Raw genomic sequence first — 24,023 nt, forward strand, 5'->3', positions numbered from 1 at the left:
CGTCAGAACAGGAAGTACCGCTGGGCGACCGGCAGTTCGGCGGCGGGTGCGGGCTCGACGAGTTCGCCGTCGATGGTGACGGCGAAGCTGTCGGGGGCGACCTCGACCCGCGGCAGCGCGTCGTTCTGCCGCATGTCGGCCTTGGTCCGTCCCCGGGTCGAGCGGATCGGCACGAACTCCCGTCCCAGGCCGAGGCGTTCGGGCAGCCCGTCGTCCAGAGCGGTCTGGGTGACGTAGAAGAAGGAGTTCGAGGCGGGGGCGCGGCCGTGGGCGCCGAACATGGGGCGGGGCAGGACCGGCTGCGGCGTGGGGATGGACGCGTTGGCGTCGCCCATCTGCGCGTAGGCGATCTGGCCGCCCTTGAGGACGACCTGCGGCTTGGCGCCGAAGAAGCGGGGGTCCCACAGGACGAGGTCGGCGAGCTTGCCGGGTTCTACCGAGCCGATCTCGTGGTCGACGCCCTGGGCGACGGCCGCGTTGATCGTGTACTTGGCGACATAGCGGCGGGCGCGCTGGTTGTCGGCTCGGGTGTCGCCGGGCAGGAAGCCGCGACGGCGCTTCATGACGTGCGCGGTCTGCCAGGTCCGCATGATGACCTCGCCGACGCGGCCCATCGCCTGGGAGTCCGACGACATGATCGAGATGGCGCCGATGTCGTGGAGGATGTCCTCGGCCGCGATGGTGGTGGGCCGGATGCGGGACTCGGCGAAGGCGAGGTCCTCGGGGACGGCCGGGTTGAGGTGGTGACAGACCATCAGCATGTCGAGGTGCTCCTCGACGGTGTTGACGGTGTGCGGCCGCGTCGGGTTGGTCGAGCTCGGCAGCATGTTCGGCAGCGAGACGGCCGTGATCATGTCGGGCGCGTGTCCGCCGCCCGCGCCCTCGACGTGGAAGGCGTGCAGGGTGCGGCCGGCCACGGCGTCGAAGGTGGCGCCGACGAAGCCCGCCTCGTTGAGGGTGTCCGTGTGGACGGCGAGCTGGGCGCCGGTGTCCTCGCAGACGTTCAGGCAGGCGTCGATGACGGCGGGCGTCGCGCCCCAGTCCTCGTGAATCTTGAAACTGACGGCGCCGGCGCGCAGTTGGGCGTGCATGGACTCGGCGGACGTGGTGTTGCCCTTGCCGAGGAAGCCGATGTTGACCGGGCTCGACTCCATCGCCTCGAACATGCGGGCAAGGTGCCACGAACCCGGGGTGATCGTGGTCGCCTTGGAGCCCTCGGCCGGTCCGGTGCCGCCGCCGATGAGCGTGGTGACGCCGGAGGCGAGCGCCTCGTCGACGATGGTCGGCGAGATGAAGTGGATGTGGGTGTCGATGGCGCCCGCGGTGACGATCTTGCCGTTGCCCGAGAGGATCTCGGTCTCCGGGCCGATGACGAGGTCGGGGTGGACGCCGTCCATCGTGTCGGGGTTGCCGGACTTGCCGATCGCGGTGATACGGCCGTCACGGATGCCGATGTCGGCCTTGACGATGCCCCAGTGGTCGATGATCACGGCACCGGTGATGACGGTGTCGGGGGCGCCTTCTGCGCGTGTGACGCACGACTGGCCCATGGACTCGCGGATGACCTTGCCGCCGCCGAAGACGGACTCGTCACCGGAGCGTCCGGGGCCGCCGGAGCGGTCCTCCTCGATCTCGATCAGCAGGTCGGTGTCCGCGAGGCGGATGCGGTCGCCGGTGGTGGGGCCGTACAGGTCGGCGTAGGCGGCGCGGGACAGTTCAGCCATCGAGGGGACCTCCGGTCTCGCCCCGCAGGCCGGGGACGATGCGCCGGCCGGCCAGAGGCACGAGTTCGATGTCGACAGGGATGCCGGGCTCGAAGCGCACGGCGGTGCCCGCGGCGACGTTGAGCCGCAGACCGCGCGCGGCGGCGCGGTCGAACTCCAGACCGGGGTTGGCCTCGGCGAAGTGGTAGTGGGAGCCGACCTGGACGGGCCGGTCGGCGGCGTTGAGCACGGTCAGACGGGTGACCTCGCGGCCCTCGTTGAACACGACGGGCTCGTCCGCGAACAGGATCTCTCCGGGAATCATGGCGGTCTCCCCCGTCAGACGATCGGCTCGTGGACGGTGACGAGCTTGGTGCCGTCCGGGAAGGTCGCCTCGACCTGGACGTCGTGGATCAGCTCGGAAATGCCGTCCATGACGTCGTCGCGCGTGAGCACCTTGCGTCCCGAGGCCATCAGCTCCGCGACGGTCCGGCCGTCCCGGGCGCCTTCGAGGATGTGCGACGTGATGAGCGCGATCGCCTCGGGATGGTTGAGCTTCAGACCCCGGCCACGACGCTTCTCAGCCACGTCCGCAGCCACATGAATGAGCAGTCTCTCCTGCTCGTGCGGGGTCAGTTGCACAGCTGCCACCTCACAGTCCTTCATGCCGGACCATGCGGGGTCCGGCTGCCGCGGCCACCGCGGCGGATAAAGATGTAACACACAAGAAATGCGCACGAGAGTGCGCACCTCGGCTACGAAAACCCCTGGTGACGTGCACGGCAGGCTAGTTGGAAGGAGTTTCAGATGGGTTAACCAGACCTTGACCGGCTCATGACCACTCGCTGGGCTCCCCCATACGGAGAACGGACAAAAGATCGTTCTGCAAAGACTCTGCCGGGTTCGCCGATCGAACACGCCGAGCGCACGCGCCATTACGGTGAGTGCAATTCTCAACAGCCGCCGGGCGTCGGCGAGTTGTCGGCGCGCCCCCTGAGAGTCCCCCGCGAGCCCCCTGAACCGAGGCCTCAACTTTTCGCGCAGGGCGCCCACTTGCGACCACTTACGAAGGTCAGCCGTGGCCGGAATACGACTGCGCCCCGCCACATGGTGCGGCGGGGCGCGGATGGTTCGGGGGGGCGGGGCCTACCGGGTCTCCGGGCCCCGGTGTTCCGCCGCGATGCCGAAGCGGCGGTGCTCGTCCGCCGTGGACGACGCCGAGCCGATACGCGAGACGGAGCTGATCACTTGCTCGTCGTCCGGGTCACCCATGGCCTCGAGGCGTTCGAGATCGGCGGCGGAGACGAGCGCGACGAGCGGCTTGCCGTGCCGCGTGACGACGACGCGCTCGCCGCCGTACACGACGCGGTTGATCAGATCGGCGAGCTCAGCGCGGGCTTGCGTCACCGGAATCTCGTAGGCCATGTCCTCCAGCTTAAACCGGGGGCCCGGCGCGGGCACGGTGCGTGACGAGGGGGCAACCCGCCTGGCACGGTGCGTGACAGGCGGGCAACCCGCAGGTGACCGCCCCGCCGCGGCGCACCCCCGCCGTTGTCAGTGGCGGCGCGTAGCGTCGGGACGTCAACTGTTCGTGCCGCACGGCTGCTTGCGCGAATCGACACCGCCCCGCCCCGGAACAGCGCCCGGGGCGGGGTACGCGTAGGGGGGGTTGCGGCAGTTGCGCTCAGGGCCTGTCGTCAAATTCCCGTCGTCCGCCCGGAGGGCGGGCCGGGCGGCGTCTGGTGCGTGCCAGACCCCGCGCGCCCGGCATGATCCGCCGGACAGGCCCTAGGCTCCCGCGCATGGAACAGAGCGAGATCATCTTGCGTGCGATCGGCGTCCTGACCGAGACCCAGGAAATGGTGCGCAGGCTCAGCCAGAACGAGGAGCCCGACATCGACACCGCCGAGTCCCAGCTCGGGCGGCTCGTGACGGAGGTGTTCCCCTCCATCGAGATCCCGGCCGAGGCGAGCGTCGAGGAGGCGGCCGAGGCGACCATCGCGGCGCTGATGCCGGTGACGATCTCCCTGGTGGGCGCGTTCGCCTTCCTGTTCTCCGAGCTCGCCGAGGTGCACGACTCGGGCCGGACCGACATCACGACCGCCGACCTTCTGCAGCACCTGGCGCTGCGCATGTCCCGCCAGGACGACCACGGCGACGGCGACGGCCGGTAGGCCGCCCCGCACGGCACCGGAAGCCGACCAGGAAGGGAGCCGGCCACGCGTCTCGGACGCGTGGCCGGCTCCCTTTTTCGGTTCCCGCAAGACCGTACGTCCTGTACATTTTTTACAGAGAGACGTCAGTGACAGATTTCCGCGCTCACGGAGGCACGCACGATGTACCGACCTTCCGCCCGTCACGTCCTGCCCGAGTTCACCGAGCGCACCTCGGCCGGGGTCCACACCTACGACCCGTACGGGAAGCTCCTGGAGGAACGGATCGTCCTGCTCGGGACCCCGGTCGACGACATCTCGGCGAACGACGTGATGGCGCAGTTCATGCACCTCGAATACGCCGCGCCGGACCGGGACATCTCGCTGTACATCAACTCCCCCGGCGGCTCGTTCAGTGCGATGACGGCGATCTACGACACGATGCAGTTCGTCTCCTGTGACATCGAGACCATCTGCCTGGGTCAGGCCTCGTCGGCGGCCGCCGTGCTGTTGGCCGCCGGGACACCGGGGAAGCGGGCCGTGCTGCCCGGGGCGCGGGTGCTGCTGCGCCAGCCCGAACTGCCCGAGCCCGCGCAGGGCCAGCCGACCGACCTGGAGATCCAGGCCCGCGAACTTGTGCGTATGCGCGCCCAGCTGGAGGAACTGCTCGCGCGGCACACCGGGCAGAGCCGCGAGCGCGTCGGCGCCGACATCGAGCGGGACACGATCCTGCGCGCCCAGGACGCCGTGGAGTACGGGCTCGTGGACCGCGTCGTCGAGAACCGCAACGCCACCCCCGGCACCAGGTGAGCCCGCGATGCTCCCGCCCGAACCACTCCCGCTGCCCGCGCTGACCCGCGCCGAGTGCGAACTCCTTGACAGCTACCTGGAAGTGGTCGACCTGCTGGGCCGGATCAACCCGGCGCTCAGCGGCCACACGTACGGCGGACTCCGGGCCGCGCAGGCCCTGGTCGGCAAAGCCACCGCTCTCAGAGACGCCCTGACGGTCATGCACCAGCGCGGCGAGAGCGAGGTCCACGCGACGACACTGGCCCAGGCTCTGCGGATCCTCGACGGAGAGAGGAGGACACAGAGGGTCACCGTGCCGCCGGAGCCGGTCATTTGACGGCATGTCCGGGACGAGGACGGTCGTTCCTGACCCCGAGTCGGAAGCCCTCGTTCACGGCATCCGGTTTCCCTAGCCGAAACGGGCCAGAAGAGCTACCCACGTACGGCGTAGAAATGCCCCTTTTTTCGGTACCGCAAGACTTGCGGTGAATGCGTGAACGGAGCGCGAGATCTGGCGTTCCGGTGCTGGTGCGGGCTCCGTTGGGAACTTCACGTAATTGCGTAAAAGGGTGTTGTCCACCCATTCAGGCCAGTCGTGAGGACCCTCACGAAACGCCGGTTCGGGTCGGCATTCCCGCTCTTCGTGCGTGAGGATCCATGGCGACGACAAGCCCCCGCCACCACGGCGGGGCGGTCCGGGCGGACGCCGAGTCCTGCCGCCGCGCGGATGCCAGGTCGACGGAAGTGGATCGGCAGGAGTGGAGGACCCGAGCACGACGGGCCGCCGGAGCAGTTCTCCGGACCGGTCCTTGGGGTGAAGCCGCACACCGCGGCCGGGCAACTTCGCCAGCCCGAATCCGACAGGTCATCCTTCACAGGCGGCTGACGAAGGGTTGCGCATGATCACGCTCAATCGTGTCCCGTCGCTGCTGACCCGGGCCGGCACCGCCTCGGCCCTCACCCTCGCCGTAGCGGGTGGCAGCGTCATGGTCCCGGGAGCCTCGGCCGAAGCGGCCGCGGCACCACTGGCGACGAAGGCACTCCAGATCGCGGCCTCCAAGGCGGGCAGCCCCTACGTGTGGGGCGGCTCGGGGCCACGCAGTTTCGACTGTTCGGGCCTGACGGCCTACTCGTTCAAGCGGGCGGGCAAAACCCTGCCACGCACCGCCGCACAGCAGTACAACAAGACCCGCCATATCTCCGCCGCGCATCGTCAGCGCGGTGACCTAGTGTTCTTCCATTCGGGCGGGTACGTCTACCACGTCGGCATCTACGCCGGGAAGGGAAAGATCTGGCACTCGCCGAGAACCGGACAGGTGGTGAAGCTGGAGCGGATCTGGTCGGACAGCGTCTGGTACGGACGCGTCGGCTAGGGCGCCGAAAGGGGGCGGGCGGAGACAGTCGTCCAGGCCGTCCCCGCCCGCCCCGCGCCGCCTGAATCCGCGCCATGGGGTACTCGTGGTCGTATGGAACAGGACCGACCCCCCGGCGACGAGCCGTCGCAGCGCGAGCCGGGCCCCGCGGACGCGGGCCAGGACCGGCACGAGACGCCGCTGCAACGCGCGGACCGGAACTTCTCCGAGCTGCTCCAGGAAGTGCGGGTCACCCAGACGGGCGTCCAGATCCTGTTCGCCTTCCTGCTGACGATCGTGTTCAGCGCGCGGTTCCCGTCGCTCGAGGAGTGGCAGCAGTCCACCTACATCGCGACGCTGCTGCTCGCCGTCCTCGCCGCCGCGCTGTTCACGGCGCCGGCGGCGTTGCACCGGGTGCTGTTCCGGCACCACGCCAAGCCGCTGCTCGTCCAGATGTCGTCGTGGTTCACCGGGGCCGGCCTGGCCGTGCTGATGTTCGCCCTGACCGGTTCGGTGCTGCTCGCCGTGTCGGTCGCCGCGGGGCCCACCGCGGGCATCGCGGCGGCGGCGAGCACGTTCGTGGTCCTGGCGGGCCTGTGGGAGGTGCTGCCGCGTCTCGTGCGGCGCTCGGTCATCCGCGCCCAGGAGGAGCTGGAGTCCCGCTCACGGCAGTAGTCCGGCCTGCGGTACGGGGACCGTCCAGGGCAGGGCGATCCACACCGTCTTGCCGCCTTCGGCGGTGGGTGTGACCGACAGGCTTCCGCCGCACTCGGCGGCCAGCCAGCGGATGATCACCATGCCGCGCCCGTTGTCCTGCTGGACGGCGGCCGGCAGCCGCTTGGGGAAGCGCGGGTGGCTGTCGGTGACGCCGATGCGCAGCTGCTCGTCACGCTCCAGATGGAGGTCGACGGTGAAGGTGGGCGACTCGCCCCTGGTGTGCATCACGGCGTTGGTGGCGAGTTCGGAGACGATGAGCCGGACGGTGTCGGCCGCTTCCGCCTCGCGCGGCATTCCCCACTCGACGAGTACGTCGCTCACGTAGGTGCGGGCCGTTGAGACCGAGGCGGGATCGCTCGGCAGAGTGACGGATGCTTCCTGGTGATCTGCCATGGCGACGTCGTCCCTTTCGTGCCGGGGCCCGAATCCGACACATGGCGGATGACCTGAGGCGCCCCCGGACCGGTGCTTCGCGCCAGACTGCCACTCCGGCGGGGCCATTGGTGCCGATCCCCGGAGATATGCATATATCTGTCGCTCGATGCGGTGAACTCTCGGGCGGCGGACCGCATTTGGGCGTACGTCGCCGGCTTCCTCTACCGTCTGCTCAGAACATCGATCCGCCGGGCCGGAAGGAGCCGGTGCGTGGGGCCGGAGGAACCGGTCCGTGAGGCGGGCAGTCGAGGAGACGCGATGAGACAGGGTCCGGCGGTGCGACGCCGCAGGCTCGGCGCCGAGTTGCGCGGGTTGCGCGCCCGCGCGGGGCTCACCAGTGGCGAGGCCGCCCGGCTGGTCGGCTGGCACCAGTCGAAGGTGAGCCGTATCGAGACGGGACGCAGCGGCGTGAAGGCGTCGGACGTCCGTCTCCTGCTGGACGCGTTCGAGGTCTCGGACGCGTCCTTACGGGATCTCCTGATCGCGCTGGCCGGGTCGGAGGACGGGAGCGGCGGCCAGGACTGGTGGCACCCTTACCGGAGTCTTCTGCCGCCCGCGTACCGGGATTTCATCAGCCTGGAGTCGCAGGCGTGCCGGGTCAGGACCGTCGAGACGTCGGTCGTGCCGGGTCTCCTCCAGACCCCGAACTATGCGCGCGCGGTGACCCGGGCGGCGGTCGACGGGCTGCCGGAGGGCCAGCTGGACGCGCTGGTCGAGGTGCGGATCGCGCGGCAGGACGTGCTGCGTTCGGCGTCGCCGATCAGGCTCAGCGCGGTGCTCGACGAGGCGGTGCTGCGGCGCCGGGTGGGCGGTCCGCTGGTGATGCTGGAGCAGCTGCGTCATCTCGCGGCCGTGGCGCGGCTGCCGCACGTACGGATTCAGGTCCTGCCGTTCTCCGCCGGGGAACATGTCGGACTGACCGGGCCTTTCGTCGTGTTCTCTTTTCCGAACACTTCTGATCTTGACGTGGTAGTTCTCGACCATTTGACGAGTAGCCTCTATCTGGAGCGGAAAGAAGACCTCAGGGCGTACTCGGACGCCTTCGACTCCCTTCAAGATCTCGCTCTTTCGCCCGAGGACTCGTTGGACTTCATCGCCGGGATCGCCGGAGCGCACCGCGCCTCCGGACAGTGAACGCAGGTCAGGAGGCACCATGTCCGCACGACGTCGGTACGCCCCATCCACCGCGGTTCCCAGCACGGCCCTGCACGACGCGCCATGGCGGCGGAGCAGTCGCAGTACCGGAATGAACAACTGCGTCGAGACGGCGCCCCTGAGTTCGGGCCCCACGGCGGGGCTGTTCGCCGTGCGCGACTCCAAGCGCACGGCCGGGCCCGCCCTGCTGTTCTCGCCCTCCGCCTGGGAAGGGTTCCTCAGCCTGCTGCGGTGAACGCCGAGTCGGGAGCGGTGCGGCTGATCACGCGTACGGCCTCGGTGATCTGATCGTCGGTCAGGTCGCCGCGGGCGGTCAGCCGCAGCCGCGAGATGCCGTCCGGCACGGACGGCGGACGGAAGCAGCCGACCGCGAGGCCCGCCTCGCGGCAGTCCGCCGCCCACCGCACGGCCTCGTCCGGCGAGGGCGCCCGTACGGAGACGACCGCGGCGTCCGGGCGTACGGCCTGGAGGCCTTCGGCCGTGAGGAGTTCGTGCAGGCCGCGTGCCACGGCGCGGGCGCGCGCGGCGCGCTCGGGTTCGCGGCGCAGCAGGCGCAGGGCGGCGAGCGCGGCCCCGGCCGCCGCGGGCGCGAGGCCGGTGTCGAAGATGAACGTCCGCGCGGTGTTCACGAGGTGGTCGATCACCTTGGCGGGGCCGAGCACAGCGCCGCCCTGGCTGCCGAACGACTTGGAGAGGGTGACCGTGACGACGGTGTCGTCGGCGCCGGCGAGCCCCGCCGCGTACGGCGCGCCCCGGCCGCCGTCCCCGAGCACACCGAGCCCGTGCGCGTCGTCGATGATCAGCCCGGCCCCGAACTCCCTTGCCGCTCCGGCGAGTTGAGCCAGCGGAGCCATGTCCCCGTCGACGGAGAAAACAGAGTCCGACACGACCACGGCCGGCCCGTCATGCCCGTCGAGCGCCTTGCGTACGGCCTCGGGGTCGGCGTGCGGGACGACCTGCGTCGCGCCGCGCGCGAGCCGGCAGCCGTCGATGAGGGAGGCGTGGTTGCTCGCGTCCGAGACGATCAGGGAGCCGTGCGGGGCGAGCGCCGTCGTGGCGGCGAGATTGGCCGCGTACCCCGACGACAGGACGAGGGCCGACTCGAAGCCGCAGAAGTCGGCGAGCTCGCGCTCCAGTTCCGCGTGCAGCTGCGTGGTGCCCGTGACGAGGCGCGAGCCGGTGGCGCCGCCGCCCCAGCGCAGCGCCGCGTCCGCCGCCCCCTGGGTGATCTCGGGGTGGCGGGTGAGGCCGAGGTAGTCGTTGCTCGCGAGGTCGAGAAGGGGACTCTCGGCCGGGCGGGGGCGCAGCGTGCGGACGAGTCCCGCGGCGCGCCGCCCGCGTTCCTGCTCGTCGATCCAGCCGAACGGCGATCCCGCCATGTCCGTCCCTCCGCCCGGCCGCCCCGCGACCGGTTCTCGAGTGGGGTGTGCTGCGTCGTGTGCGCTGCGTCTTTGTAGGCAGTTCACAGACACTAGCCGCATATCCGGCCGTCCAGGGTGTGGCGATACCCACACCCCGAACGCAGCAGAGTTGTCCGAAGCCTCCTTGGCCTGAGCAGGGCACGTAGGCCAGGATCAGGCCATGGACCTGCTGAACACGCTGGTGGACAAGGGGCTGCGGCGCGAGCTGCCGAGCCGTGAAGAAGCGCTCGCCGTTCTGGCGACTTCCGACGACGAACTCCTCGATGTGGTGGCCGCCGCCGGCAAGGTGCGGCGGCAGTGGTTCGGGCGCCGGGTGAAACTCAACTACCTGGTGAACCTGAAGTCCGGCCTGTGCCCCGAGGACTGCTCGTACTGCTCGCAGCGGCTCGGGTCCAAGGCCGAGATCCTCAAGTACACGTGGCTGAAGCCCGAAGAGGCGTCGAAGGCCGCGGCGGCCGGTGTCGCGGGCGGCGCGAAGCGCGTCTGCCTGGTGGCGTCCGGGCGCGGCCCGACGGACCGCGACGTCGACCGCGTCTCGGAGACGATCGGCGCGATCAAGGAGCAGAACGAGGGCGTCGAGGTGTGCGCGTGCCTCGGCCTCCTCTCCGACGGCCAGGCCGAACGGCTGCGCGGAGCGGGCGCCGACGCGTACAACCACAACCTCAACACCTCCGAGTCCACGTACGGCGAGATCACCTCGACGCACACGTACGCGGACCGTGTCGACACCGTGCAGAAGGCCCACGCGGCCGGTCTGTCCGCCTGTTCCGGGCTCATCGCGGGCATGGGCGAGACCGACGAGGACCTGGTCGACGTCGCCTACTCGCTGCGTGAGCTCGACCCGGACTCGGTGCCGGTCAACTTCCTGATCCCGTTCGAGGGCACGCCGCTCGCCAAGGAGTGGAACCTGACGCCGCAGCGCTGCCTGCGGATCCTCGCGATGGTCCGGTTCGTGTGCCCGGACGTCGAGGTGCGGATCGCGGGCGGCCGCGAGGTGCACCTGCGCTCGATGCAGCCTCTCGCACTGCACCTGGCCAACTCCATCTTCCTCGGCGACTACCTGACGAGTGAGGGCCAGGCCGGCCAGGCCGACCTCGACATGATCGCGGACGCCGGTTTCGAGGTCGAGGGCGCCGACCAGGTGACGCTGCCGCAGCACCGCGCGGGGGGCGTGTGCGGGTCGGAGGCTTCCGAGGCCGAGGCCTGCGGTTCCGCCGCTGACGCCTGCGGGTCCGGTGGCGGGTGCGGGTCGCACACCGCCCCTGAGCCGGCCGAGGCTTCCGAGGCGCGCACCGATCTGGTGACCGTCCGCCGCCGCGGCGCCGGGACGGACCTCGCCCCCAATGCGTGATCTTCCCGTAGCCGAACTGCTCGACCTGGACCGGCGGCACGTCTGGCATCCGTACGGCCCGATGCCGGGGCGGCAGGAGCCGCTGGTCGTCGAGTCGGCGGCCGGGGTACGGCTCCGGCTCGGCGGCGACGGCGGCGAGCTGGTCGACGGCATGGCGTCGTGGTGGTCGGCCGTCCACGGCTACAACCACCCCGTGCTCAACGAGGCGGTGCGCGACCAACTGGGCCGGATGAGTCATGTCATGTTCGGCGGGCTCACCCACGAGCCCGCCGTCGGGCTCGTGAAGCGCCTTGTCGACATGTCACCCGACGGTCTGGAGCACGTCTTCCTCTCCGACTCGGGCTCGGTCTCCGTCGAGGTCGCCGTCAAGATGTGCCTCCAGCACTGGCGCTCCCTCGGCCGGCCCGAGAAGCGCCGCCTGCTCACGTGGCGCGGCGGCTACCACGGCGACACCTGGCAGCCGATGTCCGTGTGCGACCCCGAGGGCGGGATGCACGAACTGTGGTCGGGCTCGCTCCCGGTCCAGGTCTTCGCGGACGCGCCCCCGACCGAGTACGACCAGGCTTACGCGGATCATCTGCACGACCTGATCGGGCGTCACGCCCACGAGCTCGCCGCCGTGATCGTGGAGCCCGTGGTGCAGGGCGCGGGCGGGATGCGGTTCCACTCCCCCGCGTATCTGAACGTCCTGCGCGAGGCCTGCGACGCGCACGACGTCCTCCTCGTGTTCGACGAGATCGCGACGGGCTTCGGGCGTACGGGTGCCCTCTTCGCGGCGGAGCACGCCGGGGTGACGCCGGACGTGATGTGCGTCGGCAAGGCGCTGACCGGCGGTTATATGACGATGGCGGCGACGCTGTGCACGCCGCGCGTCGCGGACGGGATCTCGCGGGGCGAGGTGCCGGTGCTCGCCCACGGGCCCACGTTCATGGGTAACCCGCTCGCGGCGGCGGTGGCCTGCGCCTCGATCGACCTGCTCCTCGCCCAGGACTGGGCGACCGAGGTCAAGCGGATCGAGGCGGGGCTCCGGGCCTCGCTCGAAGGGGCCTCGGAGCTGCCCGGGGTGCGTGACGTGCGGGTGCTCGGCGCGATCGGCGTCGTCCAGCTGGACCACGAGATCGACATGGCGGCGGCGACACGGGCCGCCGTACGCGAGGGCGTGTGGCTGCGGCCGTTCCGCGACCTCATTTACACGATGCCTCCGTACATCACGGGGGACGAGGATGTCGCACGGATCGGGCGCGCGGTGTGCGCGGCCGCGCGGGAGGGCTGAACGGACATGACGGTACTGGTGGTCACGGGGACCGGAACCGAGGTCGGGAAAACGGTCACGACGGCGGCGGTCGCCGCCGCCGCGCTCGCCGCGGGGCGATCTGTTGCCGTCCTCAAGCCGTCGCAGACGGGTGTCGTGCCCGGTGAGCGCGGTGACGTGGACGAGGTCGCGCACCTGGTCAGCGGCGGGGTGACCACGCTCGAACTGGCCCGCTACCCCGATCCGTTGGCCCCGGCGACGGCCGCGCTCCGCGCCGGCCTCCCCCCGGTGCGCCCGCACGAGGTGGCGGAAGCCGCCGAAAAGCTGGCCGCCGAGCACGACCTCGTCCTGGTCGAGGGCGCGGGCGGCCTGCTCGTCCGCTTCGACGCGGACGGCGGCACCCTCGCGGACGCGGCGAGGACGCTCGGCGCCCCGGTACTCGTAGTCGCGGCGGCGGGCCTCGGCACACTGAATACGACGGCGCTGACTACGGAGGCGCTCCGCGCGCGGGGTCTGACCCCGCTCGGAGTCGTCGTCGGAAGCTGGCCGAAGGAGCCTGACCTGGCGGCCCGTTGCAACGTGACCGACCTCCCGGAGGTCTCGGGAGCGCCCCTTCTGGGCGCGATCCCGGAGAGGGCGGGGGCGCTGCTTTCCGGGACTTTCCGCGAATCTGCGCCGAGTTGGCTGGCGCGTGAGCTGAACGGGACGTGGGACGGGCGGGCGTTCGCGGCGGGGGTGGCGGGGACGCTGTAGGGCGGGGCTGCGTAGGGAGCGGTCATTGGCAGATCTGGGCCAGGATTTCGGCGCCGCGGCGGCCGAACTCTGCCAAAGACAGCTCTCCGCTCGCGCCTACGGGTCCGGTCCCTGAGTCGGGGGAACAATCCCCGTGCAGACCGTCCTGACCGACCGTCCTCCGGAGGAGTCATGGTGCGTCGTCCCGTTCGCGGCAAGGTGGGCCGCGACGCCGTGCATCACCCAGTGTTCGCCCGGTTCTACGCCCGGTTCAGCGTGTCCGCCGAGCCCGCGATCGCCCCTCTCCGCTCGGAGGCGCTCGACGGGCTCTCGGGCCGGGTGATCGAGATCGGCGCGGGCAACGGGCTCAACTTCCCGCGCTACCCCGCGACTGTCTCCGAGGTCGTCGCGATCGAACCCGAGCGCGCACTGCGGCAGTTGGCGGTGACCGCGGCGCAGCGGGCGGAAGTCCCGGTGGACGTCGTGCCGGGCGCGGCGGAGGCGCTTCCTGTGAAGAGCGAGGCGTTCGACGCGGCCGTCCTCTCGCTCGTGCTGTGCAGCGTGCGAGACGTGGCGCGGACGCTCGCCGAGGTGAAGCGCGTACTTCGGCCGGACGGCGAGGTCCGGTTCCTGGAGCACGTACGGGCGCCGGGCCGGGCCATGCGGACGACGCAGGCCGTCATGGACCACACACTCTGGCCTCATCTCTTCGGCGGCTGTCACGTGGGGCGGGACACGGTCGGCGCGCTGCGTGAGGCCGGATTCGAGGTGGGCTCTTACCGGTCCCTGTGGGTGCCGGAGGGTCGCGGTCCGCACCTGCCGATGTCGTACTGCGTGGTGGGGACGGCGCGGAAGAGGCCGGAGGTGGGGTGAGAACCGGGCAGAGAGCTCAGTCTCACAGGCTCCACTTGCGCAGTTCCTCCGCGATGTCGTCGACGGTGGCCGTGCCGTCCTTGACCAGGCGGGCGAGGTCACGGACCTGGTCGGGCGAGGTGGCGACCTTGAGGCCGCTGGCGACGAGGTAGGCGTAGGCGACGGCTGACGCGAACATCGCGTTCGAGCGTTCGAGGGCCGGGACGTGGAGCAGCAGCTGGAGCAGTGCGGCGGCGCGGGCGTGCGGGCTGTCGTAGACGGCGGTCCCGAATATCTCCGCCTCGTGCCGGCTGACGGCGGCGACGAGCGCGCCCCAGTCGGTGACCTGCGGGTCTCCGGGGGTTTTCTGTTCGGCGACCATGAGCAGCCAGGCAAGGTCGATACGCACGTTCTTCGGTTCCCTCAAGGGTTCAGCGTCGGCCTTCTTCTGCCGTGCCGAACTCTTCGGCGAACACGGATTCGTACTGCTTCATGAAGTCGGCGGCGGCTTCGACGAAGGTCCCGCCCACCTCGCCGGCGTCCTGTCGGACCAGCTCCTCGATGTACCGGTTCACGCTCACCCCGCGAGCGAGCGCCCGCTCACGCGCGGCTCGGGCGGTGTCCTCGTCCACCCGTACGTTCAGCTGGGTCTTGGCCATACCTTCAAGCTAGCGCTGCGGTGCTAGCACGGGCAAGAGCGTCGGGAGCGGGCCGGGGATCTGTGGGTACGGGAGCGCGTGGGTGCTGGGTGCGTGGGTGCGTGGGTGCGTGAGCAGTGAACGCCGGTGGCTCCTCGCCGGACACTCCGACGAGCCCATCGACGTCGGGCACACCGTGCAGCTCGTCCTGCTGCACGATCTCGTGGAGATCTACGCGGGCGACACCCCGCTGTACGACAGTGCCGCGGGCCTGGATCAGGAGGAGCGGGAAGTCGCCGCGGCCGGCGAACTCTTCAGCCTGCTTCCGCCGGACCAGGCTCAGCACATGCGGGCCCTGTGGGACGAGTTCGAGGAACGCCGTACCCCCGAGGCCAGGTTCGCCAAGGCCATGGACCGGCTGCAGCCGCTGCTCCTCAACTGGATGGCGCGCGGCGGGACTTGGCGCACGCCGGGCGTCACGGCCGACGACGTCCGCGGCCGGAAGGCGGTGATCGGCGACGCGTCCGCCTCGCTCTGGGAGGCCGGGCGGCGCCTCATCGACGAGGGCGAGTCGCGCGGGTGGTCCAGGAGCGCGGGGGTCTGACCCCGGAAAATCGGTTCGCCAGGCAGGTGTGCGCCCTGCTTGGCTCACTCCATGAGTGATCTCGACATCCGTCCTGCCACCCTCTCCGACATCGACACCGTGCTGCGGTTCTGGCGTGACGCCGCCGAAGGTACGAGCATCAGCGACGACCGCGACGGCATGACCCGGCTCGTCACACGCGACCCCGAGTGCCTGCTGCTCGCGGAGCGCGACGGTGACCTCGTCGGCACGGTCATAGCCGGGTTCGACGGGTGGCGGTGCCATCTGTACCGGCTCGCGGTGCGGCCGGACGCGCGGCGGCAGGGTGTGGGGTCGGCGCTGCTCGCCGCGGCGGAGGAACGGTTCGTTCAGCTCGGCGGGCGTCGGGGGGACGCCATGGTTCTGGACCGTAACGAGAGCGCTCAGCACGCGTGGCGTGCCGCCGGTTACGGGCCCGAGGAGCAGTGGACGCGCTGGGTCAAGCACCTCGAGAGCTGACTTCCGGAAGCGTGCGCCGGGTCCTGCGATCCCGCCGCGACCCGGCACCTTTGCCGACCCTTTACCATGGAGCTCCACCTGTTTCCCGCCGGCTCTCCGGTCGGCGGCAGGTCCTGTGACACGACCCGACCCGAAAGGTGTGAGCGTCCGCCCATGGGCGAGCCTCCCAGTAGCCGCTGCACCAGCCGTACCCGGCGTGCGCGACACCGCGCGATACCCACCTCCCTGCCCGATCATGGGACGGAGGTGACCCGATGACCGAAGTGCTCCTGCTCGCCGTGGCGGTACTGCTCTCGCTGGCCTGCGGCGCCTTCGTCGCGGCCGAGTTCTCCCTCACCACCGTCGAGCGCAGCGGCCTCGAGCGTGCCGTCGAACGCGGTGAGCGTGGCGCCGCGGGCGCCCTGAAGGCCGTGAAGAACCTGACCTTCCAGCTGTCCGGCGCCCAGCTCGGCATCACGGTGACCAATCTGGTCGTCGGTATGCTCGCCGAGCCGTCGATCGGCAAGCTGATCGCGGGTCCCCTGGAGAGCCTCGGGTTCTCCACGTCCACCGCCAGCTCCGTCGCGCTGGTCATCGGGACCGCCCTGTCGACCGTCTTCCTGATGGTCGTCGGCGAGCTCGTCCCGAAGAACTGGGCGATCTCGTCGCCGCTGACCGTGGCCCGGCACGTCGCGACCCCGCAGCGCTGGTTCAGCGCCGCGTTCCGCCCCTTCATCACCCACCTGAACAGCACGGCGAACCGCGCGGTGCGCCGCCTCGGCATAGAGCCCGCCGAGGAACTGGCCTCCGCGCGCGGTCCGCAGGAGCTGGTGGCCCTGGCCCGGCACTCCGCCGAGGAGGGCGCCCTGGAGGCGGACACCGCGGAGCTCTTCATGCGGACCCTGAACCTCGCGGACCTCAACGCGGAGAACGTCATGACGCCGCGCGTCCAGGTCGTCGCGCTCGACGCGCAGGCGACCTGCGAGGACGTGGCGAACGCGACGCGGGCCACGGGCCTGTCCCGGTTCCCCGTCTACCGCGGCAACCTCGACTCGGTCGTCGGTGTCGCGCACATCAAGGACGTCCTGGCCGTGCCCGCCGAACTGCGCGCCCGCCGTCCGGTGTCCGACCTGATGCGCGAGCCGCTGCTCGTACCCGAGACCCTGACCGTCGACCGGCTCCTCGACCGGCTCTCCGGCAAGCGCACGATGGCCGTCGTCATCGACGAGTACGGCGGCACCGCGGGCGTCGCCACGCTGGAGGACATCGTCGAGGAGGTCGTCGGCGAGGTGCGGGACGAGCACGATCCGCACGAGACGCCCGACCTGGCCCCGGCCGGCACGGACGACGAGGGCCGCGCCCTCTACTCGGCCGACGGCGCCGCCCGCACCGACCAGCTCCAGCGGGTCGGTCTGCGGATACCGGCCGGCCCATACGAGACGCTCGCCGGGCTCCTCGCCACCGAGCTGGGACGTATCCCGGCCGTCGGCGACAGCGTCGAGGTGGCCGGATGGCGCCTCGACATCGTGGACGCGACGGGGCACCGCGCGGCGCGCGTCCTGTTGCACGCGCCGCTCCCCGAGGAGTCCGACGACACCCCGGAGGGGAACCGATGACCGCGATCCAGCTCCTGATCGGCCTGGCGACGCTGGTCGTCAACGCGTTCTTCGTGGGTGGCGAGTTCGCCATGATCTCCGTGCGCCGCAGCCAGATCGAGCCGCACGCGGACGAGGGCGACCGGCGCGCGAAGGCCGTCCTGTGGGGTCTTCGGCACGTGTCGGACCTGCTGGCCGCGGCCCAGCTCGGCATCACGCTGTGCACCCTGGTGCTCGGCATCGTGGCCGAGCCCGCCATCGCCCACCTCCTGGAGCCCGTGTTCGACGGGATCGGGGTGCCGCACGGCCTGATCCACCCGATCTCGTTCGTGATCGCGCTGACGTTGGCCACGTATCTGCACATGCTGTTCGGCGAGATGGTCCCGAAGAACGTCGCGCTCGCCGAGCCGGTGCGTACCGCGCTGCTGCTGGGGCCGCCGCTGGTGACGCTGGCGAGGACGCTGCGCCCGGTGATCTTCACGATCAACGCCTTCGCGAACGCGCTGCTGCGGCTGCTGCGCGTGGAGGCGAAGGGCGAGGTGGCGGCGACGTTCTCGGACGACGAGCTGGCCCGCCTCGTGAAGGACTCCGGCGACGCCGGGCTCATCGACGGCCGCGCCCAGGAACGCCTCCACGACGCGCTCGAACTGGGCCGCCGCCCGGTCAAGGACGTCGTCCTGCCGCTTGAGCGGGTGGTCTACGCGCATGTGGGCGTCACGCCCGAGCAGCTGGAGCAGCTGTCGGCGAAGACCGGGTTCTCGCGCTTCCCGGTGGTCGACGACAACCGCGGCATCGTCGGCTATCTGCACGTGAAGGACGCCCTGGACGCGTCGCCGCGCGACCTTCCGTTCCGGGTCCCGGACATACGGTCGATCGCGCGCGTACGCGAGACGACACCGCTCGACGACGTCCTCTCCGCGATGCGCGCCAGCCGCACGCATGTGGCCGCGGTCCTCGGCACGGACGGGAAGCTCGCCGGCCTGGTGACGATGGAGGACGTGCTGAGGGAGCTGTTCGGGCAGCCGGTGTGAGGGTGGTCTGCCGGGGGTGACGGCGCATGGGCGGGCGCAGCTCGTTACCATCACTTCCGCCATGCAGAAGAATGCCAACCACACCAGTTACAGCAGCCTCGTCACGATCGGTGACTCGTTCACCGAGGGCATGTCCGACCTGCTGCCCGACGGTTCCTACCGGGGCTGGGCCGACGTACTGGCCGGCCGGATGGCGGAGCACGCTCCCGGCTTCCGTTACGCGAACCTCGCCGTGCGCGGCAAGCTCATCGGCCAGATCGTCGACGAGCAGGTCGACGCGGCGGCCGCGATGGGCGCCGACGTCATCACGCTGGTGGGCGGGCTCAACGACACGCTGCGCCCCAAGGTCGACATGGGCCGGGTGCGCGGCCTCCTCGAAGAGGCCGTCGAGAAGCTGGCCCCGGCGTGCGAGCGGCTCGTCCTGATGCGCAGCCCGGGCCGCAACGGACCGGTGATGGAGCGTTTCCGGCCGCGCATGGAGGAGCTGTTCGCCTGCATCGACGAGCTCGCCGCCCGGCACGGCGCGGTGGTCGTGGACCTGTACGGGGCGCCGGTCCTCGGCGACCCGCGCCTGTGGGACGTGGACCGACTGCACCTGACGGCCGAGGGCCACCGCCGGGTCGCGGAGGCCGTGTGGCAGGCGCTGGGCCACGACCCCGAGGACGACTGGCAGGCGATGCTTCCGCCGACGGTCCCGCCGAACTGGGCCGCACGCCGCGCAGCCGACGCACGTTTCGCACGCCGGCACCTGGTCCCCTGGATCGGCCGCCGCCTCACGGGCCGCTCCTCGGGCGACGGCCGAACAGGCGCCCAGTTCAGCGCCGAACTGGGCAAAGCTTTCTGGGTCACCCCTGAGGACCACACAAACCCCGGCCCGGTCACGGACTGGCGACGGGTGGGGCCCCAATCCGTTGAGGACGCCGACAAACGGCACAGCATCGCGGATGTCTACCGGGCTGACACCTCGTCCGGTCAGGATTGAGCGCCTCTGCTTTGGAGTCTGGCGTGCCGCAGGGCCGGGACCGCGACGGCCAGCGCGGCTGCCAGCAGACTGATCATGCCGCACCCGGTGAAGAAGGTTGCCGCTCCCCATATTTGCGCCGAGACACCCGCGATGGGGAAGAGGGCGGGTGCCAGGCCCAGTGTGCACAGTGTCGTCAGTGAGGTGACCCGGCCGAGGTAGTCGGGGTCGGCCTCTGCCTGGACCAAGGCGCTGGTGAGCGTCACGGTAGTGCCACTGGCCAGGCCGATCATGACGGTGAGCGCGGTGGCGGTCAGCAGGGACGGTGTGTACCCCAGGACTGTCGTGGCGGTGGCGGTGACCAGCAGCGCGGCGATGACGCCTGGCCCAGCGTGGGTAATTCGAGGAAGAACAGTGATCCATAAAGCTGCGACCGCCGCCCCGATGCTGAAGGCACTCGCCATCCACCCCGTTCCCGCGGCGCCCCAGCCTCGTTCGTCCGCAAGCAGTACCAGGCCCAGGGCGACGGGGCCGCTGAAGCACATCTCGCTCAGCCCGATCACCCCCGCGAGCGGGGCGAGTATCCGGTGACGGCGGACATACCGCAGCCCGTCGGCCAACTCTCGCCAGGGATTGGGGTGTTCGGAAGATTCCGGGGCGGAGGCGGGTGCGACACGCACGGTGAGGAGGAGGACGAGCGATACGGCGAACAGGACTCCCGCCACTGCGAAGGCACCGGCCGCCCCGCCGGTGGCCAGCGCCATGCCTCCCACAGCTGGGCCGACGGAGTTGCTCAACCGGATCGACAGTCCCCGCATACCCTGCACGCGGACGAGCTGCTCCCGCGTCGTGATCCGGGGCGGGAACGCGCCCACGGCAGGCATGAACACCGCGTCCACCACGCCGAAGAGCAGAGCGAGCGGTACTAGCAGCCATATCCCCGGCGCCGCCCACACCAGCGCGGCGGCGGAGGCCAGGATGACCAGGCAGCGGGTGGCGTCACTCGCCGCGGCGACCCGCCGAGGGCCGAACCGGTCGGCCACCACGCCCCCGGCGAGCATGAACACCGCACGGGGGAGGGCTCCGGCCGCGACCACCAGGCCCGCCTGCGACGGACCGGCTATGCGGGTGGCGGACCAGGACAGCGCCAGGAAATAGACCACGTCACCGGTGACCGACGCGGTGTACGCGGCAAGCCAGCGCAGCACGTTGCCGTCCCGGTACGCCGGCCGCACAGCGGCTATATTCGGGCCTGTCATGAGCCGGCGGACCGCGGCGCGATGGTGCCGGGCACCGGGAATATCTGTACCTGGACCGCCACCTGTGCGAGCTCCTCCGAGTCCACACCCTGTGCCTGCCGGTAGCGGCAGATCAGCGCGAAGACCTCGTCTCGCATCCGGGCGACCTCCTTCGGGCTCAGCCGCAGGACGAAGTCGCCGAATGTGCTGACGTCGAACCACTCCTCAGGCAACAGCGGCACCTCCTGCGCCGCCGTATGCAAGCACTCGGCAGAGGCGAGGGCCACGGCATGGGCGTACGCGCGTCCGGTTTCCCGCTGCTCCGGAGCCCCGGATGCCGGATCGTGGATCGACTGGCGATGGGCCGCCTTCCACCACCGTTCGCGTCCGCTGCCGCGGCCCGACTCTTCCACGATGAGCCCGCCCGCTGCCAGGCGACGCAGGTGATAACTCGCGGCCCCGGGCTTGATGCCCAGCTCCTCGGCGACCTGGGTCGCTGTCGACGGGCCGCCCTGGCGCAACAGCGCGAGCACGTTTATCCGCATCGGGTGGGCCAACACGCGCAATGCGGCGGTGTCCAGTTGAATGTCCGGCCCCGAGGCCGAGTTGGGTGAGTCGCCAGGGGAAACAGCCATGCGCCGAGGGTAGACCTACAACAACTCTTTCGAAAGAGTTGTTGTTATCAGCCTGGCTTACTCATGTGGCCAAGTTCCGGCAGGAGTTGCTTCGGCCCGGCGTCCGGCTGATCGCGTCGGTGGGCCACCAAGTGGCCTACGCCGTTTCAAGGCTCAGCCTGAGCTGGTCAGCCGCTGGCAGAGGACGGCCTGGGCGAGGCTCCCAGTCAACTCAATGACAGGTTGTCAGAGCTCACAGCATGATGGCTTTGGTGGACCCGATGCATGGCACACCGGACCGGCACCGAACACGCTGGGGAGTATGCGCCCAAAGGGATTTCCGCCTGCTCTGGATAGGCGAGACCGTGAGTGGGTTGGGTAACAGCGTCACCGTAGTGGCCTTGCCGCTGATGGCGGTCGTGGTGCTGGACGCCAACTCCACTGCCGTCGGCGTGATCACCGCGGCGGTGTGCGACGTTCCTTGCCTCTGCCGTATGCCTGAAGCGGATCAGGGTGGTCGGGCCTGACCGCGCTCCCGACGACGAACGCCACTCTCTCCGACGGCAGATCATCGAAGGGCTCCGATTCGTAAGCCGGGACCGCTACTTGCGGCCGATGGTCACCTGGGGCGCCGTGATCAACATGGCGCTGATGGGCTACCAGTCAGTCCAAGTCGTATTCCTCGTTCGCACCGTCGGAGTCAACCCGGCCATGGTCGGGCTGCTGCTGGCCAGCGGCAGCACCGGCGGCATCGCGGGCGCCCTGGTGGCGACCAGGGTCACCCGCCTGTTCGGCACCTCGCGCGGGCTGCTGTTCCTTCAGGCCGCCACCGCGCCGTTCGCACTGCTCCTGCCGATGACCACCGCCGGGCCGGGACTGCTGCTGTTCGGGATAGGCGCCTTCCTCATCGGGATCGGTATCTCCGTGGCCAACATCGTGGTCGGCAGTTTTCGGCAGACCTACTGCCCGCCGCACATGCTCGGCCGGGTCGTGGCGACGGCAATGATGATCAACCACAGCACCGTCCCGCTCGGATCCCTGCTCGGCGGCATACTCGGCGACGCCGTCGGGTACCGGCCGGCCATTGGATCACGACGGCTGTGGTCGCGCCCTGTTGGCTCATCCTCGCTGTAAGTCCTATGCGCCGCGAGCGCGACCTGCCGCAGGCTTACGAGCAGGAACACGTGCACGTCAAAGGCTCGAGAGGTTGCACAGGGCTGCCTGATCAGGCAGCCACGCGTCGCCTGCATCTGGCCAGCTCAGACCGAGGTTGGAAAATGAATGCCCGATGCCTTCACCACCGCCGGCTTGCGTCTTTGCGTCCTCGGCGAGCCGCAGCCCACCCCGGCCGCCCGTGAGCTGTTCCTGGACGGCTTCCAGGACCTCTCGACCAGCTCCAACTCCCCGTTTCTTATCGTGGAGTTGCCGCCGTCGGCCACCGCTTCGGGTGGCTCACCGGTAGCGGATCGCCAGCGGATACTGTGCCGGCGCACCGGTACCGTGGCGTCGCATGAGCGACGTCGAGATCGAGATCACCTCGGACCTGGTCCGTGACCTGCTGCGGGACCAGCATCCTGACCTCGCGGGGCTGGCCCTCCGCGAGGTGGCGGGTGGGTGGGGCAACCAAATGTGGCGTCTTGGGGACGAGTTGGCGGTGCGTATGCCGCGTACAGAAGGTGCCCCGGATCTCCTGCGCAAGGAGTGCCGGTGGCTGCCCATCCTCGCCCCGCGCCTACCGCTCCCGGTCCCCAACCCGGTACGGATCGGCGAACCGTCCGCGCGCTTCCCGAAGCCCTGGACCATCATGACGTGGGTCCCCGGCGAGCCGCTGGACCACACCTCCATCAGCCGCGGCGACCACGCGGCCGACACACTGGCGGCCTTCCTCACCGCACTCCACGTGGAGGCGCCCGAAGACGCGCCGATCAGTCAGGACCGCGGCGACCACCCGAATAAGTGCACGGACGGCTTTGACCACTTGTTCCACGCCGTCGTCACCGACGACCTCGCCGACGAGGTCCGAGCCGTCTGGGACGACGCCGTCGCGGCGCCCGAGTGGGAGGGCCCGCCGCTGTGGGTGCACGGCGACCTGCATCCCGCGAACGTCGTCGTCTCGGACGGGACGCTCTCGGGCGTGATCGACTTCGATGCCATGTTCGCCGGCGATCCGGCGTGGGACCTCGCCGCCGCGTGGGTCATCCTTCCCGCGGGCGCCTCCTCACGCTTCTTCGACGCATACGCGCAGGCGGACCAAGGGACGATCCGGCGCGCCCGCGGGCTGGCCGCCCTGAAGAGCCTGTTTCTCATGCTTATGGGCCAGAACGGAGACCGGGGCCTTCCTGGCGGCAAGCCGACATGGGGACCCGCAGGCCGGGCAGCACTCGATCGTGTTCTGAGAGGCGGTCTGATGTAGACACGCAGCGACGGTCCTCGGACTACGCGAACTCGGTGTCCCCCGGACCGGACCTCATCGATCCGTCACCTCGTCCTCCAAGCCCCAGCCCATGTCGTCGCCAAAGCACTCGGCTACCACGACAAGACCACTACCTGCCTGGTCACCGAAGCCGGAGGCACGAGGCACGAGGCACGAGGCACGAGGCACGAGGCACGAGGCACCTGGAGCCGATACGCCCCGCCGGCGGCCACACATGGTGAGTGACCGGCCGATCAATCACCCCCGCGTGGGCCTTCCACGCTGAGCGAGGCGGTCGATGTCAGGCGACGGCCGGCTGAACCGTCAGGGTTCCCGCGATCCTCGTCTCGGCCAGCCATGTACCCCCATCGGTCGAAGACGTGCTCGCCCAAGTCGACCCGCAGCCCCCATGACTTCAGTAGCTCGACGCCACGGGCGACTCCCCCGCGGCTGGGCGGACTGGCTGGAGAGACGATCCGCACTCGATCCCCGGGCCGTAACCGCTGCGATCGCAGGGTCTGATGACTGTCGCAGGTGTCCTTGGCGGGATCTTCTTACACT

30 protein-coding genes and 1 riboswitch are annotated in these 24,023 nt (G+C 70.2%); of the genes, 19 read left to right on the forward strand and 11 right to left on the reverse strand.

Features of this window, described 5'->3' with window-relative positions:
• Window positions 1-2: 2 nt before the first annotated feature.
• The 4 genes from ABZ893_RS31095 to ABZ893_RS31110 form a co-directional block, all read right to left on the reverse strand.
• Window positions 3-1,724 carry an urease subunit alpha gene (locus tag ABZ893_RS31095; RefSeq protein WP_361410480.1) on the reverse strand — a complete coding sequence of 574 codons (1,722 nt, stop codon included), beginning with the start codon at window positions 1,722-1,724 and terminating at the stop codon, window positions 3-5.
• A complete protein-coding gene (locus ABZ893_RS31100; protein WP_361410483.1) occupies window positions 1,717-2,028 on the reverse strand; it encodes an urease subunit beta in 312 nt (103 codons plus the stop codon). The genes ABZ893_RS31095 and ABZ893_RS31100 overlap by 8 nt, the downstream gene beginning before the upstream one ends.
• 14 nt (window positions 2,029-2,042) lie before the next feature.
• On the reverse strand, window positions 2,043-2,345 hold the full coding sequence (locus ABZ893_RS31105; protein ID WP_361410598.1) for an urease subunit gamma: 303 nt from the start codon (window positions 2,343-2,345) through the stop codon (window positions 2,043-2,045).
• 504 nt (window positions 2,346-2,849) lie between these two features.
• Complete coding sequence (locus tag ABZ893_RS31110) at window positions 2,850-3,128, reverse strand: type II toxin-antitoxin system Phd/YefM family antitoxin (RefSeq protein WP_361410486.1); 279 nt, start codon at window positions 3,126-3,128, stop codon at window positions 2,850-2,852.
• Window positions 3,129-3,505: 377 nt separating this feature from the next.
• On the opposite strand from ABZ893_RS31110, the gene ABZ893_RS31115 reads away from it, so the two are divergent.
• From ABZ893_RS31115 to ABZ893_RS31135, 5 genes are all read left to right on the forward strand, one after another.
• Window positions 3,506-3,877, forward strand: coding sequence for a hypothetical protein (locus ABZ893_RS31115; protein ID WP_361410489.1), 372 nt, complete (start codon window positions 3,506-3,508; stop codon window positions 3,875-3,877).
• Window positions 3,878-4,039: 162 nt separating this feature from the next.
• Window positions 4,040-4,666 carry an ATP-dependent Clp protease proteolytic subunit gene (locus ABZ893_RS31120; RefSeq protein WP_361410492.1) on the forward strand — a complete coding sequence of 209 codons (627 nt, stop codon included), beginning with the start codon at window positions 4,040-4,042 and terminating at the stop codon, window positions 4,664-4,666.
• Between the two features lie 7 nt (window positions 4,667-4,673).
• Window positions 4,674-4,982, forward strand: a complete 309-nt coding sequence (locus ABZ893_RS31125; RefSeq protein ID WP_361410495.1) for a hypothetical protein — start codon at window positions 4,674-4,676, stop codon at window positions 4,980-4,982.
• Window positions 4,983-5,371: 389 nt separating this feature from the next.
• Window positions 5,372-5,541, forward strand: a riboswitch (cyclic di-AMP (ydaO/yuaA leader).
• Between the two features lie 3 nt (window positions 5,542-5,544).
• A complete protein-coding gene (locus ABZ893_RS31130; RefSeq protein ID WP_361410498.1) occupies window positions 5,545-6,018 on the forward strand; it encodes a C40 family peptidase in 474 nt (157 codons plus the stop codon).
• Window positions 6,019-6,111: 93 nt separating this feature from the next.
• Window positions 6,112-6,672, forward strand: coding sequence for a DUF6328 family protein (locus ABZ893_RS31135; RefSeq protein WP_361410501.1), 561 nt, complete (start codon window positions 6,112-6,114; stop codon window positions 6,670-6,672).
• Here ABZ893_RS31135 and ABZ893_RS31140 read toward each other — a convergent pair.
• Window positions 6,661-7,107, reverse strand: coding sequence for an ATP-binding protein (locus ABZ893_RS31140; RefSeq protein ID WP_361410503.1), 447 nt, complete (start codon window positions 7,105-7,107; stop codon window positions 6,661-6,663). The genes ABZ893_RS31135 and ABZ893_RS31140 overlap by 12 nt on opposite strands.
• A 300-nt stretch (window positions 7,108-7,407) precedes the next feature.
• Here ABZ893_RS31140 and ABZ893_RS31145 point away from each other — a divergent pair, with 300 nt between their 5' ends.
• Complete coding sequence (locus ABZ893_RS31145) at window positions 7,408-8,283, forward strand: helix-turn-helix transcriptional regulator (RefSeq protein ID WP_361410506.1); 876 nt, start codon at window positions 7,408-7,410, stop codon at window positions 8,281-8,283.
• A 19-nt stretch (window positions 8,284-8,302) separates the two neighbouring features.
• Complete coding sequence (locus tag ABZ893_RS31150; RefSeq protein ID WP_361410509.1) at window positions 8,303-8,539, forward strand: DUF397 domain-containing protein; 237 nt, start codon at window positions 8,303-8,305, stop codon at window positions 8,537-8,539.
• Here ABZ893_RS31150 and ABZ893_RS31155 read toward each other — a convergent pair.
• Window positions 8,523-9,683: an 8-amino-7-oxononanoate synthase gene (locus ABZ893_RS31155; RefSeq protein ID WP_361410512.1), complete on the reverse strand. Its 1,161-nt coding sequence runs from the start codon at window positions 9,681-9,683 to the stop codon at window positions 8,523-8,525. The two genes, ABZ893_RS31150 and ABZ893_RS31155, sit on opposite strands and share 17 nt — an antisense overlap.
• A 202-nt stretch (window positions 9,684-9,885) precedes the next feature.
• On the opposite strand from ABZ893_RS31155, the gene bioB reads away from it, so the two are divergent.
• From bioB to ABZ893_RS31175, 4 genes are all read left to right on the forward strand, one after another.
• Complete coding sequence (gene bioB, locus ABZ893_RS31160) at window positions 9,886-11,076, forward strand: biotin synthase BioB (protein ID WP_361410514.1); 1,191 nt, start codon at window positions 9,886-9,888, stop codon at window positions 11,074-11,076.
• A complete protein-coding gene (locus tag ABZ893_RS31165; protein ID WP_361410517.1) occupies window positions 11,069-12,349 on the forward strand; it encodes an adenosylmethionine--8-amino-7-oxononanoate transaminase in 1,281 nt (426 codons plus the stop codon). The genes bioB and ABZ893_RS31165 overlap by 8 nt, the downstream gene beginning before the upstream one ends.
• 6 nt (window positions 12,350-12,355) lie before the next feature.
• Entirely contained in the window at window positions 12,356-13,081 is a 726-nt protein-coding gene (gene bioD, locus ABZ893_RS31170; RefSeq protein WP_361410520.1) for a dethiobiotin synthase, read from the forward strand.
• Window positions 13,082-13,252: 171 nt separating this feature from the next.
• Window positions 13,253-13,933 carry a class I SAM-dependent methyltransferase gene (locus ABZ893_RS31175; RefSeq protein ID WP_361410523.1) on the forward strand — a complete coding sequence of 227 codons (681 nt, stop codon included), beginning with the start codon at window positions 13,253-13,255 and terminating at the stop codon, window positions 13,931-13,933.
• Window positions 13,934-13,955: 22 nt separating this feature from the next.
• On the opposite strand, the gene ABZ893_RS31180 is transcribed toward ABZ893_RS31175, so the two are convergent.
• On the reverse strand, window positions 13,956-14,294 hold the full coding sequence (locus ABZ893_RS31180) for a fic family toxin-antitoxin system, toxin component (protein WP_361410601.1): 339 nt from the start codon (window positions 14,292-14,294) through the stop codon (window positions 13,956-13,958).
• A 49-nt stretch (window positions 14,295-14,343) separates the two neighbouring features.
• On the reverse strand, window positions 14,344-14,571 hold the full coding sequence (locus tag ABZ893_RS31185) for a toxin-antitoxin system HicB family antitoxin (RefSeq protein ID WP_361410526.1): 228 nt from the start codon (window positions 14,569-14,571) through the stop codon (window positions 14,344-14,346).
• A gap of 109 nt (window positions 14,572-14,680) precedes the next feature.
• Between ABZ893_RS31185 and ABZ893_RS31190 the strand changes: the two genes are divergently transcribed.
• The 5 genes from ABZ893_RS31190 (at window position 14,681) to ABZ893_RS31210 (ending at window position 19,218) form a co-directional block, all read left to right on the forward strand.
• The gene (locus ABZ893_RS31190) at window positions 14,681-15,154 is read left to right on the forward strand and encodes an HD domain-containing protein (RefSeq protein WP_361410528.1); all 474 of its coding nucleotides are present in this window, start codon (window positions 14,681-14,683) and stop codon (window positions 15,152-15,154) included.
• 51 nt (window positions 15,155-15,205) lie between these two features.
• On the forward strand, window positions 15,206-15,631 hold the full coding sequence (locus ABZ893_RS31195; protein WP_361410530.1) for a GNAT family N-acetyltransferase: 426 nt from the start codon (window positions 15,206-15,208) through the stop codon (window positions 15,629-15,631).
• 254 nt (window positions 15,632-15,885) lie between these two features.
• Complete coding sequence (locus tag ABZ893_RS31200; protein WP_361410532.1) at window positions 15,886-17,226, forward strand: hemolysin family protein; 1,341 nt, start codon at window positions 15,886-15,888, stop codon at window positions 17,224-17,226.
• Window positions 17,223-18,236, forward strand: coding sequence for a hemolysin family protein (locus ABZ893_RS31205; RefSeq protein WP_361410535.1), 1,014 nt, complete (start codon window positions 17,223-17,225; stop codon window positions 18,234-18,236). The genes ABZ893_RS31200 and ABZ893_RS31205 overlap by 4 nt, the downstream gene beginning before the upstream one ends.
• Before the next feature lie 61 nt (window positions 18,237-18,297).
• On the forward strand, window positions 18,298-19,218 hold the full coding sequence (locus ABZ893_RS31210; RefSeq protein WP_361410538.1) for an SGNH/GDSL hydrolase family protein: 921 nt from the start codon (window positions 18,298-18,300) through the stop codon (window positions 19,216-19,218).
• On the opposite strand, the gene ABZ893_RS31215 is transcribed toward ABZ893_RS31210, so the two are convergent.
• Entirely contained in the window at window positions 19,209-20,456 is a 1,248-nt protein-coding gene (locus ABZ893_RS31215; RefSeq protein ID WP_361410541.1) for an MFS transporter, read from the reverse strand. The genes ABZ893_RS31210 and ABZ893_RS31215 overlap by 10 nt on opposite strands.
• Window positions 20,453-21,070, reverse strand: coding sequence for a helix-turn-helix domain-containing protein (locus tag ABZ893_RS31220; protein ID WP_361410544.1), 618 nt, complete (start codon window positions 21,068-21,070; stop codon window positions 20,453-20,455). The genes ABZ893_RS31215 and ABZ893_RS31220 overlap by 4 nt, the downstream gene beginning before the upstream one ends.
• A 239-nt stretch (window positions 21,071-21,309) precedes the next feature.
• Between ABZ893_RS31220 and ABZ893_RS31225 the strand changes: the two genes are divergently transcribed.
• The 3 genes from ABZ893_RS31225 to ABZ893_RS31235 all read left to right on the forward strand — a co-directional run bounded on the left by ABZ893_RS31225 (window position 21,310) and on the right by ABZ893_RS31235 (window position 23,462).
• Entirely contained in the window at window positions 21,310-21,576 is a 267-nt protein-coding gene (locus tag ABZ893_RS31225; protein WP_361410547.1) for a hypothetical protein, read from the forward strand.
• Window positions 21,563-22,183, forward strand: coding sequence for an MFS transporter (locus tag ABZ893_RS31230; RefSeq protein WP_361410550.1), 621 nt, complete (start codon window positions 21,563-21,565; stop codon window positions 22,181-22,183). The genes ABZ893_RS31225 and ABZ893_RS31230 overlap by 14 nt, the downstream gene beginning before the upstream one ends.
• Window positions 22,184-22,559: 376 nt before the next feature.
• Window positions 22,560-23,462 carry an aminoglycoside phosphotransferase family protein gene (locus ABZ893_RS31235; RefSeq protein WP_361410553.1) on the forward strand — a complete coding sequence of 301 codons (903 nt, stop codon included), beginning with the start codon at window positions 22,560-22,562 and terminating at the stop codon, window positions 23,460-23,462.
• A gap of 254 nt (window positions 23,463-23,716) precedes the next feature.
• Here ABZ893_RS31235 and ABZ893_RS31240 read toward each other — a convergent pair whose 3' ends face one another.
• Complete coding sequence (locus tag ABZ893_RS31240; RefSeq protein ID WP_361410556.1) at window positions 23,717-23,944, reverse strand: LD-carboxypeptidase; 228 nt, start codon at window positions 23,942-23,944, stop codon at window positions 23,717-23,719.
• Window positions 23,945-24,023 lie beyond the last annotated feature (79 nt).

This window comes from Streptomyces sp. NPDC046821 (assembly GCF_040645335.1).
In the GTDB taxonomy this organism is placed as follows: Bacteria; Actinomycetota; Actinomycetes; order Streptomycetales; family Streptomycetaceae; genus Streptomyces.